The sequence below is a fragment of the Rhodococcus sp. 21391 genome, from assembly GCF_016772255.1.
Taxonomy (GTDB): Bacteria; Actinomycetota; Actinomycetes; order Mycobacteriales; family Mycobacteriaceae; genus Rhodococcus_F; species Rhodococcus_F opacus.
This window is the reverse complement of record NZ_CP063781.1, coordinates 1,254,278-1,270,609: the sequence shown is the minus strand read 5'-3', so window position 1 is coordinate 1,270,609 and position 16,332 is coordinate 1,254,278. Positions and strand designations below refer to the sequence as shown.

General features: G+C 66.6%; 17 protein-coding genes. 12 read left to right on the top strand and 5 right to left on the bottom strand.

The features are described 5' to 3' along the window. The first annotated feature begins 174 nt into the window (after window positions 1-174). Window positions 175-852 (top strand): hypothetical protein, encoded by a 678-nt coding sequence (locus GO592_RS05960; protein ID WP_007300489.1) that lies wholly within the window; start codon window positions 175-177, stop codon window positions 850-852. A gap of 552 nt (window positions 853-1,404) precedes the next feature. Further along, window positions 1,405-2,625, top strand: a complete 1,221-nt coding sequence (locus tag GO592_RS05955; protein ID WP_007300488.1) for an LCCL domain-containing protein — start codon at window positions 1,405-1,407, stop codon at window positions 2,623-2,625. Between the two features lie 24 nt (window positions 2,626-2,649). Here GO592_RS05955 and GO592_RS05950 read toward each other — a convergent pair whose 3' ends face one another. Beyond that, entirely contained in the window at window positions 2,650-4,512 is a 1,863-nt protein-coding gene (locus GO592_RS05950; RefSeq protein WP_007300487.1) for a serine/threonine-protein kinase PknD, read from the bottom strand. A gap of 148 nt (window positions 4,513-4,660) precedes the next feature. Between GO592_RS05950 and GO592_RS05945 the strand changes: the two genes are divergently transcribed. The 3 genes from GO592_RS05945 (at window position 4,661) to GO592_RS05935 (ending at window position 6,063) form a co-directional block, all read left to right on the top strand. Then, window positions 4,661-4,864 carry a hypothetical protein gene (locus GO592_RS05945; RefSeq protein ID WP_007300486.1) on the top strand — a complete coding sequence of 68 codons (204 nt, stop codon included), beginning with the start codon at window positions 4,661-4,663 and terminating at the stop codon, window positions 4,862-4,864. 126 nt (window positions 4,865-4,990) lie between these two features. After that, a complete protein-coding gene (locus GO592_RS05940; protein ID WP_007300485.1) occupies window positions 4,991-5,443 on the top strand; it encodes a hypothetical protein in 453 nt (150 codons plus the stop codon). A 266-nt stretch (window positions 5,444-5,709) separates the two neighbouring features. After that, window positions 5,710-6,063: a DUF732 domain-containing protein gene (locus GO592_RS05935; protein ID WP_007300484.1), complete on the top strand. Its 354-nt coding sequence runs from the start codon at window positions 5,710-5,712 to the stop codon at window positions 6,061-6,063. 141 nt (window positions 6,064-6,204) lie between these two features. Here the strand turns inward: GO592_RS05935 and GO592_RS05930 are convergent, their stop codons facing one another. Continuing rightward, complete coding sequence (locus tag GO592_RS05930) at window positions 6,205-7,338, bottom strand: BTAD domain-containing putative transcriptional regulator (protein ID WP_007300483.1); 1,134 nt, start codon at window positions 7,336-7,338, stop codon at window positions 6,205-6,207. 250 nt (window positions 7,339-7,588) lie between these two features. Between GO592_RS05930 and GO592_RS05925 the strand changes: the two genes are divergently transcribed. Both GO592_RS05925 and GO592_RS05920 read left to right on the top strand, forming a co-directional pair. Then, the gene (locus GO592_RS05925) at window positions 7,589-8,605 is read left to right on the top strand and encodes a serine/threonine-protein kinase (RefSeq protein ID WP_007300482.1); all 1,017 of its coding nucleotides are present in this window, start codon (window positions 7,589-7,591) and stop codon (window positions 8,603-8,605) included. A gap of 289 nt (window positions 8,606-8,894) precedes the next feature. Further along, window positions 8,895-9,950, top strand: a complete 1,056-nt coding sequence (locus GO592_RS05920) for an IS110 family transposase (RefSeq protein ID WP_007300481.1) — start codon at window positions 8,895-8,897, stop codon at window positions 9,948-9,950. A 445-nt stretch (window positions 9,951-10,395) separates the two neighbouring features. On the opposite strand, the gene GO592_RS44095 is transcribed toward GO592_RS05920, so the two are convergent. Beyond that, the gene (locus GO592_RS44095) at window positions 10,396-10,602 is read right to left on the bottom strand and encodes a hypothetical protein (RefSeq protein WP_237720609.1); all 207 of its coding nucleotides are present in this window, start codon (window positions 10,600-10,602) and stop codon (window positions 10,396-10,398) included. Between the two features lie 188 nt (window positions 10,603-10,790). On the opposite strand from GO592_RS44095, the gene GO592_RS05910 reads away from it, so the two are divergent. The 3 genes from GO592_RS05910 to GO592_RS05900 all read left to right on the top strand — a co-directional run bounded on the left by GO592_RS05910 (window position 10,791) and on the right by GO592_RS05900 (window position 12,810). Next, window positions 10,791-11,210: a CoA-binding protein gene (locus GO592_RS05910; RefSeq protein WP_007300480.1), complete on the top strand. Its 420-nt coding sequence runs from the start codon at window positions 10,791-10,793 to the stop codon at window positions 11,208-11,210. Window positions 11,211-11,318: 108 nt separating this feature from the next. Continuing rightward, window positions 11,319-12,008, top strand: coding sequence for a TerD family protein (locus GO592_RS05905; protein WP_007300479.1), 690 nt, complete (start codon window positions 11,319-11,321; stop codon window positions 12,006-12,008). A gap of 391 nt (window positions 12,009-12,399) precedes the next feature. Continuing rightward, a complete protein-coding gene (locus tag GO592_RS05900; RefSeq protein WP_007300478.1) occupies window positions 12,400-12,810 on the top strand; it encodes a secondary thiamine-phosphate synthase enzyme YjbQ in 411 nt (136 codons plus the stop codon). Window positions 12,811-12,835: 25 nt separating this feature from the next. On the opposite strand, the gene GO592_RS05895 is transcribed toward GO592_RS05900, so the two are convergent. Then, entirely contained in the window at window positions 12,836-13,471 is a 636-nt protein-coding gene (locus tag GO592_RS05895; RefSeq protein WP_007300477.1) for a TetR family transcriptional regulator, read from the bottom strand. Window positions 13,472-13,628: 157 nt separating this feature from the next. Here GO592_RS05895 and GO592_RS05890 point away from each other — a divergent pair, with 157 nt between their 5' ends. Beyond that, the gene (locus tag GO592_RS05890; protein WP_237720608.1) at window positions 13,629-14,096 is read left to right on the top strand and encodes a CarD family transcriptional regulator; all 468 of its coding nucleotides are present in this window, start codon (window positions 13,629-13,631) and stop codon (window positions 14,094-14,096) included. Window positions 14,097-14,194: 98 nt separating this feature from the next. Here the strand turns inward: GO592_RS05890 and GO592_RS05885 are convergent, their stop codons facing one another. After that, a complete protein-coding gene (locus GO592_RS05885) occupies window positions 14,195-15,070 on the bottom strand; it encodes a glycine-rich protein (RefSeq protein ID WP_237720607.1) in 876 nt (291 codons plus the stop codon). 231 nt (window positions 15,071-15,301) lie between these two features. On the opposite strand from GO592_RS05885, the gene GO592_RS05880 reads away from it, so the two are divergent. Further along, complete coding sequence (locus tag GO592_RS05880; protein WP_007300474.1) at window positions 15,302-16,300, top strand: MBL fold metallo-hydrolase; 999 nt, start codon at window positions 15,302-15,304, stop codon at window positions 16,298-16,300. The last annotated feature ends 32 nt before the right edge of the window (window positions 16,301-16,332 follow it).

Genomic DNA, 16,332 nt, shown 5'->3' with positions numbered 1-16,332 from the left:
CACGGCGCCGATGCGAGGCGGCATCGACCCCCAAGCCCGTCGCCCCCGCTTGGGCCGGGCACCGGGCCCGCGTCGAGCTCGCGGAGACCATCGCAAGATTTCATTCAGAATCCGACAAGCGACATCCCAGATCCTTTTCGTACCCGCAAAAGCTCTCACAGAAAAGGACCCGCCATGTTCCCCAAGACCGTCACATCCGCCGCTCGCGTTGCCACCGCCACACCGGCGCCCCGAATCACCGGTTCGATCATGAAACACACCGGCCTTCGCGCCGCGATGTGTGTCGGCGCTACGGTTCCCCTGGTACTGCTCGGTCACGGGATAGCCTCGGCCGCAACTATTGAGGTCTATGGGGGCGCCGACGAGGTCGAAGTGTATGTAACCGACGGTACGCCCGGGGAGAACTGCCTGGTCACCGACAACGGCTACACCTTTGGTGACGTGGTGGATGATGCGGGGTTTCTGGCTATCTTTATTCCAGCTGAGCCCGGCGACCACCAGGTGACTCTGGCGTGCGACAGCAGCGGAGGCTACGGCCAATGGGTCACGGTCGCACCCACCGGCCCCGGTCCGGGACCAGCCCCAGCACCCGCCCCCGGACCCGGACCCGCCCAGGGCTACTACGCCAACATCTATGGCGGCCCCGGCGGTGCCGACATATTCATTACGGGCGCCGCGCCCGGGGAGACATGCATAGCCACCACCGATGCGAACGAGGCACTCTTCCTCGACGGAGTGGTGGATGGCACCGGCTCTCTCACTCTGTATTTCGGTACTCCTCCCGGCGACCAGACCGTGACTGTGGTGTGCGACAGCAGTGGAGCCGTCGCCCAATCGATCACGGTCACCTGACAGGTGGCATCACCAGATTCTGGTGTGCAGTCGGTCACCCATATCCCCGCCGACGCCTTCGTCGCCGAACACGATGTCCTTGCCTGACTGTCCGCCCGCAGCGACGGGTTGCCGGGAGGCGTTCGTCCAGTACGTCGAGTACCTCGCCGCAAAGTCCGGTGAACGCGTCACCCCGCCGGCGTCGTTGAAGCAGGAATCAGGGAAATCAGGGATAAGGCGCGGTCAACGGGTCCGTGGGGACCCCCGTTGACCGGGTTGTCGTTTTCCTTCTGCGCAAGCCGGACAGCCACCGGGTCTCGTGAGGCCCGGTTTTCGGGGGTATCGTTGACGAAAATCCGGCGACATGGTCGACGGCGGTGCACCATGAGCGACGATCCGGGTACGCCAGGCAGTCCGCACTGGCAACCCCGCGGCCCCGAGTGGCAACCTCAGGGCCAACAGTGGCAACCGCACGCCCAACAATGGCCGCCCGCCGATGGGCCGCCCCCGGGGCCGCCGGGTCCTCCACCTCCGCGTTCGCGGGGCGGTGGCCGTTGGCCTCTGCTGTTCGGGTTGCTCGCCGCCGTGCTGATCGGAGTGCTCGTCGGCGGCTATCTCTTGTTCGTGAGGGGCGACGCGGATGAGGGTGAGGTGTTGCTCGAGGCGGCGACCTCCGAGGGGCCGTTTCCGTGGACGCCGCTGGTCGTGCCCCCCGATGCGCCGACCACGCTGCCGGAGTCGATGCCGACGGTGGCTGCCGGTGCGCCGGATCCGGGCCGGCCCGGATTGATCGCCGTGCCGGGCGACCGAACCGGAATCTACGGTGGCTCCCTCGAGTTGTCGGTCTGCGACAAGCCGAAACTGATCGGATTCCTCGAACAGAATCCGGGGCAGCGGGCCGCGTTCGGCAAGGTGTTGGGTGTTTCCGACGTCCGCGCCTATGTCGAGTCGCTCACGTCGGTGATTCTCGGTTCCGATACCCGGGTGACGAATCACGGGTACGAGAATGGCCGACCGACCGCGCTGCAGTCCGTGCTGCAGGCCGGGACGGCAGTCCTCGTCGACGACCGCGGTGTGCCGCGGGTTCGGTGCCAGTGCGGGAACCCGCTGTTGCCGCCGCAGCCCACCAAAGCAGCCCCGACGTACAGCGGGCAGCGGTGGCCGGGTTTCGAGCCGGACAAGATCATCGTCGTGCAGCCCGCACCCGCGTCGGTTACCCAGTTCACGGTCATCAACGTTGTCACCGGGGCTCCTGTGGTGATCAACGTCGGTAGCGGGACACCGCAGCAACCGACGACGACGCGGACGAGGACGCCGACCACGACGGTGCCACCCCCACCGCCGCGGACGACGGTCGCGCCACCGCCACCGCCACCGCTCCGGACGACGGTCGCGCCACGCCCACCGCTCCGGACCACGGTCGCGCCACCGCCGCCGCGGACCACGGTGGCGCCACCCCCGCGAACGCAGCCGCCGACAACGCAGGCGCTGCCGCCCGCCGACTGGAGTACGACCGCCGAGGCTTTCCGGGGTCAGGACGGAGGACAAGCGTCGTTCGAATGCCCGCCGGGTGGAGCGTTCGGCACCGTGTGGGGCTCGGGCACCTACACGGATGACTCCAGCGTGTGCACGGCTGGTGTGCATGCGGGAGTGATTTCCCAGCAGGGCGGCGGCGTGGTGGTCATCGTGATCTCCCCGGGCCTCAGCTCGTATGAAGGTTCGACATCAAACGGCGTCACGTCCGTGGGCTATGGAAGCTGGTATGGCTCGTTCCAAGTCGTCGGTGGCGGCTGACCGTGACCGGTCGGGAGGACGACATCAAGGGTCGCCCGGCAGGCGTAGGACCGTGTTGCCCTCGGTGACGTAGAGGTCTCCGGTGGCCCTGACCGTTACCCAGATCGGGCGATCGAGACCGGTGAACGGCACCACGGTCGGGGTGTCGGCGCCTGCTCGAAGTTCGACAACGCGACCATTTCGGTAGTCGGCGACGTACACATCGCCCGTGGAATCAACCGCCACACCGGTGGGGGACGCCAGCGCTGTGAACGGCAGCACGGTCTGGTCGGTGGCGCCGGCGGAAAGGAAGAGCACGCGGTTGTTGTCGGTATCGGTGACGAATACGTCTTCACTGGAGTTGACCGCCACGCCGACCGGTCCGTGCAGGTCGGTGAACGGCAGCACTTGTTGGCTCGCGGCGCCGGCGGGTAGCGCGACAATCCTGTTGTTGTTGTTATCGGCGACGAAAAGGTGTCCGGCGTCGCTGACCGCTACTCCGGCGGGCCCGGCCAGGTCGGTGAACGGGAGCACCGTCTGGGTTTTGGCTCCGGCATCGAGTTTCAGCACTCGATTGTGCTTTGTGTCGGCGACGAAGACGTCGCCGGCGACATTGGTCGCTACCCCCGCGGGGTGGTCGAGATCGGTGAACGGGAGGACGTCCTGGGCGTCGGAGTTCGCGGCCAGCTTGAGGATTCGATTGTTGTTGGTGTCGGCGACGAAGAGATCTCCGGCGGTGTTGACGGCCACGCCGACGGGGGAGTTGAGGCCGCTGAACGGCAGCGTGGTCCGGGTCGGTGACCGGTTGCCCCAGTACACGAACGCCACTGCGGCACCGACGGCCAAGAGGGTGAGGAGGACTAGCGAAAGCAGAACACGCGCCCGATTTCGCCGCTGTGGAACGCTGACCGTCTGTGGTGGGGGCGGTTGCGGTACCGGCCGGGGTGGCGGCCGCCCATGCGGTGGTGAGGTGGGGTGCCGAGTCGTCTGGGCATGGGGTGTGCCGTGCAGGTTCGTCGTCTGCGTCCGCCAACTGGTGGACTGGACCGTGTGCGAGGACTGCGCGTTCGACAGGGCAAGCTGAACGCCGGCCGCGAGTGCGCGGCAGGTCGGCAGCCGGTCTTCACGCCGCTTCGCCAAAGCGGCGGAGACGATGTCGTCGAAGGTCGGCGGAAGATCACCGCGCACAGCACTGATCCGCGGTACGGGTGCACTGAGATGACCACGCATGACCTCCTGGGTGCTTCCGGTGAACGGTGGGCGGCCGGTGAGCAGGCAAAATAGGGTGCAGCCCAACGAGTACACGTCTGCGCGGGGGTCGAGTGGGATGCCTTGGAAAGCCTCGGGCGCCGAGTACTGCAGGGTGGCCACCAGCGACCCGGTTCTGGTCAGGTGCTGTGTCTCGTCGAGTGCCTTGGCGATACCGAAATCGGTGAGCAGTACCCGCTCGGGTTGCTCGGCGCCCGACGTGCCCAACAGAATGTTCGCCGGTTTGACGTCGCGGTGCAGCACGCCGTTCTCGTGTGCATAGTCCAGGGCCTTCGCCGTTTCGGCGATGATGTGCACGGCGCGCGATGGGTCCATCGGACCCTCACGCAGCGCCACCGCGGCATCGGTTCCGGCAACGTATTGCATCGCAATCCAGTGTTGATGTGCTTCCCGGCCTCGGTCGAAGACGGACACGATGTTCGGGTGTTCCAGGCGCGCCGCGTGGTCGGCCTCGAGCTCGAAGCGGGAGCGGAAGCAGTCGTCGGTGGTCAGGCTGCGGTCCAGCAATTTGAGGGCGGTGTTCCGGGGCAGGTGAGGATCGCGAGCGAGGTACACAGCGCCCATCCCGCCGACGCCCAACACACGTTGGATGGTGTAGCCGGCGAACACGTCACCCGGCTCGAGTTCCGCACGACCCATCGGCAACACCGCCTTCGGTCGGACCGCTACGCCGTCTGTGAGCCAATCGGAGTGTATGACTCCGCAGACTCACGGGGCACACTCATGGGGCTGCAGAGTCGGTCGTCCACGCCATCCACCTTCGGCCGCAACGGGCTGCATCGATTATGTGCCTCCCCTCCCGCTGTGGAAGCGCCTGTATTTGCTCTGCACACGCCCCGACGGCCTGATCGCCGAGTACGACGAACTCGGTGCACTCGTCCGTGCGGGGGTTCTTGCCGAGCTCTACCTGACCGGCGCGGTAGCGGATCGCAAGGCCGCGCGGTCATCGAGTCCACCCCGGTGCTTCCGGGCGCGCTGGAGCAACATCTGATCACGCAGATCTCCGCCTCATGCCCGCGCACCTGGGAACACTGGATCGGCACCGACCCGCGGCCCACCGAGAGGCTGGCCCGGGACCAACTCGTGGGCGACCACGAAACGGCGCCGGGCCCTCGGCATGGTCCCCTATACGAGTTACCGGGCGTCCGACCTGGAGTTGACGGCACGGCTGCGGGCGGCGGTCGAGGACACATTGCGCGCGGCCAAAGCCGACGAGCCCGACCACGACGCCATCACACGCGTCGCGCAGGGCGCCCTGTCGATGCTGCCGGACGATGCCAAGTCCCTCCCCCGCAAACAGCAGCGTGAACTGCTGGCCGAACTCCGCGAGCGGGCCGAGTCCAGCCTTCGCGCCTCCCATCCGCGCGGTCAGGGATGCGCGGTCACCGACACGGACGCCGTGTACGCCGCCGTGGCAGTGCGAATCACTTACCGCTGCAAACACTTCCAACCTAAAGGTGACTACGACGACCAAATCGTGTCCTTCTCGAAACGAATCGGTCCGATCGTCCCGGCGTTGTCGTCGGCATTGCGCACCATGAAGTGGACGCGCGCCGCCAGTTTCACTTAGGCCGCCAGTTTCACTTAGACCGACCCGGCCGAGCGGGACATCCGACCCGGGTCGGATCGGCTCGGGATCCTCCGAGACCGTCGAGTCCGCGGAGCCGAGGCGGCATCACACCCGAACCCGTCGATGCAGCGGTCCTCCCGCTGTGACCGGCGCCAGGCCGCGTCGAGCTCGCGGAGACCATCACAAGATTTCGTTCAGAATCCGACAAGCGACATCCCAGATCCTTTTCATACCAGCCAATGGCAACTCAAAGAGAAGGACCCGCCATGTTCCCCAAGACCGTCAAGTCCGTCAAGTCCGCCGCTCGCGTCGCCGCCGTCACCGCCGTGCTCGGCGTCGCCGCCGTGGGTGGGGTCGGGGTCGCCAACGCCACCAGCTATGCGCCGGAGGAGGTCTACCTCACCGCCCTCGACGAAGAAGGCATCCCCTACGACTCGGCCTACTACGCGGTGGCGCTGGGCTACGCGGTCTGCGGGGACTTCGAGAGCGGCTACGACTTCTACGACATCGGACTGGATTTCCTGAGCGAGTCCTCCTACTCGCCGTACGAGGCGGGCCTCATCATCGCCGACGCCGTGACGGTGTACTGCCCGCAATACACCTACGCGCTCCCGGCCTGATTCACCCGCCACACGCCCCACCGAGTCGGTTGCCGCACCCGAGACGAACCGGAGCGTCTGGGCCCGGTGGTGATGCCGACGAGGCGGAACATCGGTCGGGTAGCACGACGACGCACGTGTCGGGGGTGGGGAGGCGCTGCGCTATTCGACCACGATCTGGAATTCGAGCTCGGTGTCGCCGATCCGAATGATGTCACCATCGACGAGCCAGACGCTGTCGACGACGCGGTTGCCGCCCACGTATACACCGTTCGAGGAACGCAGGTCCCGCAACACGAAGTTCATCCCGGTATCCACGATGATCGCGTGGTGGCGACTGACCTTGCCCTGAGCGAGCACGATGTCGTTGTCGGGCATCCGGCCGATCCTGACCCCCGCCGATCCCATCCGAAAGACACGGCCCTGACGATCCCGCAGCTGCGCGGCCAGGGCGCGTTCGAGCGTCTCGAGGACGGTGACCGTATGGGCGGCGGTCGCCAGCGCGGTCTCGGCCACCGCCAATGATTCCTGCCGCAGGATGCGGCCCTCCAGTTCCAGCAGGTCACGGCCCGGATCGATGCCGAGTTCCTCGGCCAGGTTCGAGCGCAGCCGGCGGCACGCCTCGAGGGCGTCGGACTGCCGGCCACACACATACAGCGCGGTGATCAGCTGACCCCACAACGGCTCGCGATGCGGGTAGACGGACGCGAGGGACACCAACTCGGGAATCACCGCCTCGGCTCGTCCGCACGCGATCTCGGCTTCCGCGCGGGCGGCGAGGGCCGACACCTTCTCCTCCTCGATCGCGGCGGCAAACGTCTCGGCGAACTCCAGATCCCGGAGATCGTCGAGTGCCGGGCCCTTCCACTCGGCGAGCGCGGCGGCCAGGTGCCCGCTCGCCTCCTCGAATCGCCGCGCGGCGGCGGCCTGGATCCCGGCCCTCTTCTCGGCGAGGAATCGTCCCAGATCACAACCCTGGTCCGGCACGATGAGCCGGTACCCCGGCGGCGCGCTGGCCAGCACCGCCCGGGCATCGATCCCGGCATGGCGCAGAATTCGACGCAGATTCGAGATGAACACCTGCAGGCTCGCCCGGGCCTCGGGTGGCGGCCGATGATTCCACACCCGGTCGGCGAGCGCGTCGGCGGACACCGGGTGGTTGCGGTTGATGATCAGGGCCGCGAGGACGGCACGCTGCTTGGGGCCACCCAGCGGTGGGGCGATCCCGTCGATCGTCATCTGCACCGGTCCGAGCACGTCGAAGTGCAGTCCCGTCCCGGGCTGTGTGCCGTCCACTACACCGATGACCCTACCCCGGTGGCCCCTCCGGTGCCGTCCCGTCGTCGGGGACCGTCGCGGCGCTGACACAAAGCCTGTCCGCCCTGACCCGCGGACAACGGTTGGCTGATGCCCTGACGTGGTCGGTGTTGACTGAGGTCGGCGAGGCATCCGAGTGAGGCGGTGACGGCATGGGCGAGCACGGCATCTTGAGGCCGGGGGAGGTGTTCGCCGGGTACACCATCGACCGCGTGCTGGGGGTCGGGGGATGGGCACCGTGTACGCGGCGGCGCATCCGCGGTTGCCGCGGCGGATCGCCCTGAAGGTGCTGCACCCGGCGCTGGCCGAGGACGACGACGCCCGCGCCCGGTTCGAGCGGGAGGCCGACCACGCGGCCCGGCTCGAGCACCCGAACATCGTCGCGGTGTACGACCGCGGCCGGGAGGGCGACCGGTTGTGCATCGCGATGCAATACGTCGAGGGCACCGACGCCGCGACCGCCGGCGAGGGTGGTCCCCTCGATTCGGCACGGGCCGTGCGGATCGTCACCGAGACCGCCCGGGCGCTGGACTATTCCCACGAGGCGGGGGTGTTGCACCGGGACGTCAAACCGGCGAACATCCTCGTCGAACACCCCCGGCCCGGTCACCGGGGTGATCCCGGGCGGGTGCTGCTCGCCGATTTCGGGATCGCCAAGGCGCTCGAGCAGACCCAGCACTTGACCAAAACCGGGATGTTGGTGGCGAGCCTGCAGTACGCGGCGCCGGAACAGTTCGCGAACCTTCCGTTGGATGCCCGGGCCGATGTGTACTCGCTGGGCTGCACCCTGTTCCGGTTGCTGACCGGGCAGCAGCCGTATCCCGGATCGCCCCTGGCCCCGCTGATGGCCGGCCACCTGAACTCGCCGACCCCCCGACCCGCCGCCCTTCGGGCGGGCCTGCCAGCCGGGTTCGACGAGGTCATTGCGCGGGCGTTGGCCAAGGACCGGGAGGAACGCTACCCCAGCTGCGGGGCCCTGGCGGCGGCCGCGCAGCACGCACTCGGGCCGGCGGAGGCCGACATCCCGACGCGGTGGAGGCCGCCATCCCGACGGTGCGGGAGGAACCGGAGACGGACCGCCCGGCACCCGCACCGGTCAAGCCCGAACCGTCCCCCGGCCCGCCGCCCCGCCCGCGCCATGGCAGGAGGAAGAAACCCAGCGCGCACCCATGCCGCACCACCCGAACTGGCCGGGGCCGCCGACTCCACCCTCGAGCGGCTCTGGCACCCGCCCGCGCAAGTCTGAACCGCCTGTAAGTGTTTGTAGTGGCTGGCCCGGGGCTGGCTGGCAGGATCGGTGTCGTCGTCGCGACTGGGTGTGACCCCTGAACCGCATGGCCCTTTCGGGGTGCACTTTCCAGGATCTGTCCACTCGGTCGAGACGGCGACGCCGACCCGGTCTCGCTTCGGTGGCTTGATCAGAAGCCTGCCCGACCCGTGTGCGCGGGTCGTGGCCCGTTACAGGCCTGCCTCGAAGTGTTCTTCCCGGGCCGACGCCGACACGACGTCACCCTTTGGGAAGGAGATCCGTCGCAATGCCTATCGTTGCAGATCAGTACGAGTTCGTCATCGGGGTCGATACCCACGCCGCTACCCACTCGCTGTCGGTTGTCACCGCCGCGACCGGTGCAGTCGTCGACCAATCAATGTTTCCTACGAACCCATCCGGGCTCGAGCGAGCGGTGACATGGATCAGTCGTCGCGTGGGCGAGCACGCGACTCTGGTGGTCATCGAAGGCGTCGGTTCCTACGGAGCCGGTCTCGCCGAGCGGGTCCTCGGTTCCGGATTGGCCGTCGTCGAACCCGCCGCGATGCCAGCCGCGCACCGACGCGGAATCGGCAAGACCGACTCACTCGACGCCGTCCGGATCGCCCGGTCGGTGCTCGCGGTCGACATCTCCCGGCTCCGCTGGCCGCGCGCCGAGGGTCCCCGCGCCGCGCTTCGGGTCCTGGTCGTGGCCAGAGAACAAATGGCCGCCGAGCGGACCCGAGCAGTCAATGCGCTCACCGCCCTGCTCCGGATCACCGACCTCGGTATCGATGCGCGCAAAGCTCTGACGCGCAAACAGATTGATGCGATATCTACCTGGCGTTCCCGATCGGAGGACGTCACCATGCACACGTGCCGGCAGGAGGCGGTCCGACTGGCGAAGCGAATCCGCGCCCTGGATGCCGAGTTGATCGACAACAGGAAAGCACTCGACTCTGCCGTGGGCTCGGTCGCACCGGAACTGCCGGAGTTACCCGGCGTCGGATCGGTGGTCGCGGCCTCCGTGCTCATCGCCTGGTCCCATCCGGGCCGTGTCCGTTCCGAAGCCGCGTTCGCAGCCCTCGCCGGGACCTGCCCGATACCGGCGTCGTCGGGGAACACGATGCGTCACAGACTCAATCGTGGCGGAGATCGACGACTGAACCGGGCGCTGACCACCATCGTCCTCGTCCGGATGCGCACCCACCCCGACACCCGCGCGTATGTTGCCCGGCGCCGCCGCGAGGGTCGCACGACCAAGGAGATCATGCGCTGCCTGAAGAGGTATATCCCCCGGCAACTGTTCCGAACACTGACGGCTGCATACCCGGCCCCAGCATGACTTGACGGATATAGAAGCATCCTGGGCGAGGTCCAGACCCCAGGCTTCGCGACGACGAATCCCGAACGCGTAGATCGTCTTGAGCAGGGCGGCATCCCGCATCGCGGCCGTCGCACCCTTGCGGTGGTGCGCGCGGATCTGTTCGACGCGAGCGTCGGCGGCGTCGAACAGGGCGTGGATCTCGTCATAGGTCAGCGGCCGCCGGCGCGGATTGCCCTCGTGTTCGGTGACGTGCACGATCGAGTTCGACTCGTGCAGCAGTTGTGTCGGTGTCACACCGAAGCGCTCCCGGCATTCCGGCGGCCATCCGTAGCGGGGATCGGTGACAAATGCGAGGAACTGTCGCAGCGAGATCTCGTAAATCCACGCCGTCGACACCACGATCGATTTCGCACCCTGGCGGCGGCTGGTGATGAATGTCCTCGATGTCCGCACACTGCCAGTTCTACGGATAGTCGTTGGTGAATTCGGCAAGCCACCGCAGCAACGTCTGCCGCGACTCGATCATCGCGGGCTGGAGGAACCGGGCGCGTTGTTGCACCGCCCACCCGTCCAACATCGCATCGAACGCCGCCGTCTCCGGATCCAGATGCGCGACGCCGTCTGCGAGGACGCGGTGGGCGACACCGGGGCGGTCCGCCGTGTCGGCCACGATGCATAGGATCTATCATTGCGGCGTGTAAGGCAACACCCGAAATGCAAGGTCGAACGGCCACAACGCCATTGGGTTCCTCGCCTAGAACCCGAGCAAGTACGCTGCGACTGCGTCCTACTTCGCAGCGCGTCGAGTGCGTCATCGAATGCAATTCCGCCTAGTTCGGTCAGTAGTAGTTTGGCGATGTGGATACCAAGTGGCAGGACTCCAAGGCCGTGTCGTCGATGCTCGACGACTGGGACACGTGGGCAGTTGTCGGGCTCTCCGGCAATCCCGACCGGACGGCGTACCGGATCGCGGAGCTGTTGCAGCGCCGCGGGAAACGCATCGTCCCGATCCATCCTGACGCCCCGACGGTGCTCGGCGAGCAGGGTTACGCCACTCTCGCGGACGTCCCGTTCGCCCTTGACGTCGTCGATGTCTTCCGCAAATCCGAGGCCGCCGGCGAGTTCGCGGACCAGGCCGTCGAGATCGGTGCGAAGGGTGTCTGGTTCCAATTGGGCGTCATCGACGAGGCCGCCTTCCAGCGAACGATCGCAACGGGCGTCGCGATGGTGATGGACACCTGCCCAGCGATCGAGTGGAGTGCACGGGATTCAGCGTGACCATGGTCGGGCTGTAGTCCGCCGCGCGCGACTGCCGCTACCCTGGACCGAAATCGTGCAAATCGGACAACGGTCTGACGCGCTCAGTCAATCGGAAGGTTCCCACCTGTGGCCATCGACTACACCCGACGCCCCTCCGCCCCTGTCGCACCGCAGGGCGGAGTCAATCTGAGCAAGGTGACCTTGTCGAAGGCCGCGCCATCGGTCAGCCTGACGAAGTCGGGTGAGCGGCAGGGTGCGATGCGGGTCAACCTCAACTGGTCGACGGGCGTAACACCGCAACCGAAGAAGACCGGCTTCTTCGCGAAGCTCGCGGCCGCCGCGGGCGGTAACAACGGCATCGACCTGGACCTCGGCTGCTTGTACGAACTAGCCGACGGGTCGAAGGGTGTGGTCCAGGCACTCGGCAACAGTTTCGGATCGCTGCAGGCCCCGCCGTTCGTCAAGCTCGACGCCGACGACCGCACCGGCACTGTGACCGGGGGCGAGAACATGCATATCAATCTCGACCGACCGGAGATGTTCAAGCGGATCCTCATCTTCGCGATGATCTACGACGGCGCACCCAACTGGGCGGCCGTGGACGGTGTCGTCACCCTTTACCCCACCAGCGGTCCCGAGGTGGAGGTTCGATTGGACTCCTCGAACAGCTCCGCTCGCATCTGCGCCATCGCGATGCTGCAGAATACCGGACAGGGCATCACCGTCACCCGCGAGGTGAAGTACATCGAAGGCAGCCAGGCCGATCTCGACAAGACCTACAGCTGGGGCATGAAGTGGGCAGCCGGCCGCAAGTAGTAGAGACGGCGGTCGCGAAACCACATCCGCGACAGTGACGGCGGCGGCGCGGTTTCCGGTATACCCGGCCCCCTCCGCCAAGGGAATACTGGGACCGGGCTTTACACCGAAAGGAACCTCAATGCGCACACAGAATAACCTCTTGCTCCACGCATGATTTCCATCCCGAGGGCGCAACCGCTGCGGGGTCGGGTCCGCCGCTCGAGCCGCCCGGTACTCCTGCAATTGATTCGAGTACCTGAGCATGGTCGCTTAACTAGTTGGGCTCGTCATCGAGATTGCATCCCTAGTTGTCGACGCCGCTCGATGCGGTGTTGACGATTCCGATCGCGGCAGGGCTTGGTCACATAGCGCGTGCGCTGTCACGGGGCATGGCGCTACCGTCGGAACTATGTTCAGTACCGAGATCGAGGTGCGCACCGGCGCTGAGCCCGTGGTGCACGACCTGACCCGTGAGATCGAGAAGTTCCTCGCCTCAGCAGGCGCCGGCGACGGCCTGTTGCATGTGTGGGTACCGCACGCCACTGCGGGACTCGTCGTCATCGAGACCGGCGCGGGAAGCGACGACGACCTGCTGCGGGCGATCGACGAGGTGCTTCCGCGCGACGACCGGTGGATCCATCGCCACGGCAGCCACGGGCACGGCCGCGACCACGTGCTGCCCGCGTTCCTGCCGCCCTACGCGTCCGTGCCCGTCTTCGACGGCGCACTCGCGACGGGCACCTGGCAATCCGTGTGCCTCGTCGACACCAATGTCGACAACCCGGTGCGGCACGTCCGGTTCAGCTTCCTAGCCGGCTGAGCCGGCGCCTGCGGACCGTCTCCGATCACGCCTGCGCGAGTCCCCTTGCCAAGGAATAGATTTCGGGCAGGCTCGCCGTCTCATCGGTGGACGATTGGTCCACCCACGTTTCCAACGCCGCACGGAGCACGGCAATCGACACATCGACTGCCAGTCGAACCTGCAAGTCGGCGCAGTCGAACCTCTTCGACACCACATCGACAAGCGCCGCGGTTCGCCGCACACTCTCGCGCGCCAGCTCCGCCCGCAGCGCCGGCTCCTTCTTGATGAGTCGGTTCACCCGCAGCAATCGTCGGCAGGCGATCGACAAACTGTCCGAGTACATCGTCAGAGCAGCAGCGAAGGCCGTTTCCAGCGCGAGCCTCGGTGAACCTTCCGAGTCGAGCTGGTCGAGCCCTCCGGCCAAGACCGCCTCGAAGGCCCAGTGATCGCGGAGCGCGGCCTCTTCCTTGGTAGCGAAATATCGGAAGAAGGTTCGCTGCGACACTCCCGCAGTCTGCGCGATCTCGCCGACGGTCGTGCCCTCGACACCCTTGTGTTCGAACAGCGTGAGTGCGGTCTCGCTGATCTCGACATTCGTCTGCTCGCGTCGCCGCTCCCGCAGCCCCAACGGGCCGGCGGGCAGGTCAGGCGATACGGAGAACGCTTCGAGTCTGGTCATCAACGGCCTTCGCAATCGGTAGGAGCACCCACCAGAGATCGTTCATATCTGGTCAGCAGTTGTCAAGATGGCAGCGTGTGCCATAATGTTGGGGAAGGGTAGGTAATCTATGAATCTCAATATCGGTGATATCTTTCTGTACCCGCACCACGGGTCCGTGACAGTCACAAAGCTCACGACCCGGATGTTCAACGATTTGCCCACCGAATACGTACAGTTCGAGGTCGCTCAGAACGGGCTGTCCATCGAGATCCCGATAGCGAAGGCCGAATCCATCGGCGTGCGAAACGCGATCAACAACGACGAAGTCGGTCGAGTCTTCGACATCTTGCGCGGTCCGACGGTCGACGACCCGTCGAACTGGTCCAGGCGGTTCAAGGCCAACCAGGAAAAGCTGACCGTCGGCGGAATCTTCACGGTGAGTGAAGTCATCCGCGATCTGATGACGCGTTCGCAGGTCAAGCCGCTGTCGGCCGGCGAGAAGCGGCAGCTCGAGCACGCAATGCAGCTCGTCATTTCCGAACTCGTCCTCGCGATGAAGTCCGACCCCGACGAGACCCGGCGCCGCATCGAAGCGATCTACGAACCCGCGTCCGCCTCTACGGCGGCGGCTATCGCAGTCTGAGAACACCATCGGCAGCAGCCCCGAACGAAAGTTCGGGGCTGCTGCCGATTTCGTGTGTCAGTTCGCGGCCTGTCGCGACTCCAGCGTGGGAGTCGAGATCAGCTGCTGCCGAAGAGGTTTCCGAGTGACCCTGTTCCCGATCCGGCCCCGTACGTGATGACCACCGACGAAACAGCATCCGCCCCAGCTGCGGTGAAGGTTCCGCCGGGCGCGTAGGACGACCCGCCACCGCCTCCGCCACCGCCGTAGTTCTCGGCGCCACCTCCGCCGCCGAACCAGCCGCCGCCGCCACCACCGCCCGTGCCCGCAGCGGCACCACCGACGCCGGCCTCACCTGGCGAACCATGCGGGTCGGTGCCACCGTTGCCTCCGACACCACCTGCGACGTCCGTGCCGCCTCCGCCACCGCCGCCCCCGCCGCCGGGTCCGCCGGCAGGTCCCATCAGGTTGCCCGCGCCACCGATATAGGTGTCACCCGCGCCGCCGCCGCCCGCGGCGACGATCTGACGATCCGCCAGCTCACCCGTCCCGGTGCGAACGTCGGAGGCACCGCCTCCGCCACTTGCGCCGGTGCCGCCGGCCCCACCGCCGTTGTATCCGGCCTGGCCGTTACCGTCGCCACCGTTGCCGCCGACCTGAATGTACAGCGCGTCACCTGCGGCGACCGTCAGCTGTCCGGTCGCGACCGCCGCGGCGCCGCCGAGGATGTCTTCACTGTTTCCACCACGACCGCCCGTTGCCGTCACCGCCAAGCTGGTAATGCCCTCGGGAACCGTGAACGACTGCGCACTGCCAGTGAATGTGAACGTGCAGGTCACCTGGGTGCCGACGCCCTGCACACAGCCGGCAGGCAACGCCGCCGGCGCGGCAACCGCCACGCTGGGGGCGAGCAGTCCCGAGGCACCCACTACGGCGAGGCCACACATTCCGGTCGTGTACCACCGGCGGCGCGATCGAACGAGGGTTGTGGTCAAAGCAGTCTCCTGTCGCAATGCGAGCACGTGAAAGCTGGTCCGAGTGGAGCATTCCATAGCGTCCGGCATCCAGTGGGCCTTCCGGTCTCCCGGTCGGCTTTTGCGCGAAAGCACCTGGTCACGGGCCATGCCGTTCCGCTAATCGGGACCCGCGGTATCGCAAACCGCGGCGAAAGGTCAGTATGAAGGTGAGTAGAACTAATTTGTTCATCTAGGCAACGAGGTATGCACATGAGCGACGCAGCGCCCATCGGTGACGGGATCTTCCAGATTCCGGTCCCGATCACCGACAATCCCCTCGGTCACACCTTGGTGTACGCGATGGAATCCCCCGGCGGCCTGATCCTCGTCGACGCCGGCTGGGACGACGACAACGCCTGGAACGGCCTCACCTCCGGTCTCGAGGCCATTGGGCACTCGGTCAAGGATGTGGAAGGCGTCGTACTCACGCACTTCCACCCCGACCACACCGGTCTGTGCGGGCGAGTGCGGGAGGCGTCCGGTGCGTGGATCGCGATGCACGAATCCGATCACGAAATGTTCGAGCACATGTCGACCGGTCACGGACCCGAGTGGTTGGATTTCCAGAAGGCCAACATGACGCGCGCCGGTGCCGCCCCGGCAGATCTCGAGGCATTCGAGAAGGCAACGAGTGGGAAGCCGCCGGCGGGTCCCGAGTCGGCGCCCGATCGTGTTCTCGTCGACGACGAACTCATTGCCCTCGCCGGCCGTAACCTGCGCGCCGTCTACACCCCCGGCCACACTCCCGGCCACGTCTGCTTCTACCTGGAAGACGCCGACGTGATGTTCACCGGCGACCACGTCCTGCAGAAGACGACGCCACACGTCGGCAATTTCGTATACCCGCTCGAGGAGCGCGACGGCCTGGCAGAGTTCATGGACTCGCTGCGCCGCGTCCAGACCATGAACATCACCCGGGGCCTCGGCGCCCACGGCATCCCGATCGACGACGTCGCAGGCCGCGCCGGCGAACTCATCGAGCACCACGAAGAGCGACTCGACCACCTGTACAAGGCTTTCGGCGACGACCAGATCACCGTGTGGCAGGTGGCCGAGCGCATGAAGTGGTACAAGCCGTGGGCCGACATCTCCCCCATGGGCAAGGGCATGGCGCTGTCCGAGGCTGCGGCCCATCTTCGGCACCTCGTCGCCCGCGACCTCGTCGCCCAGGTTCCCGACAGCGAGCCCGCAGTCTTCGCCCGCCGCTGACACGTGAGTGGCAAAGCGTGCCCGAGCACGCC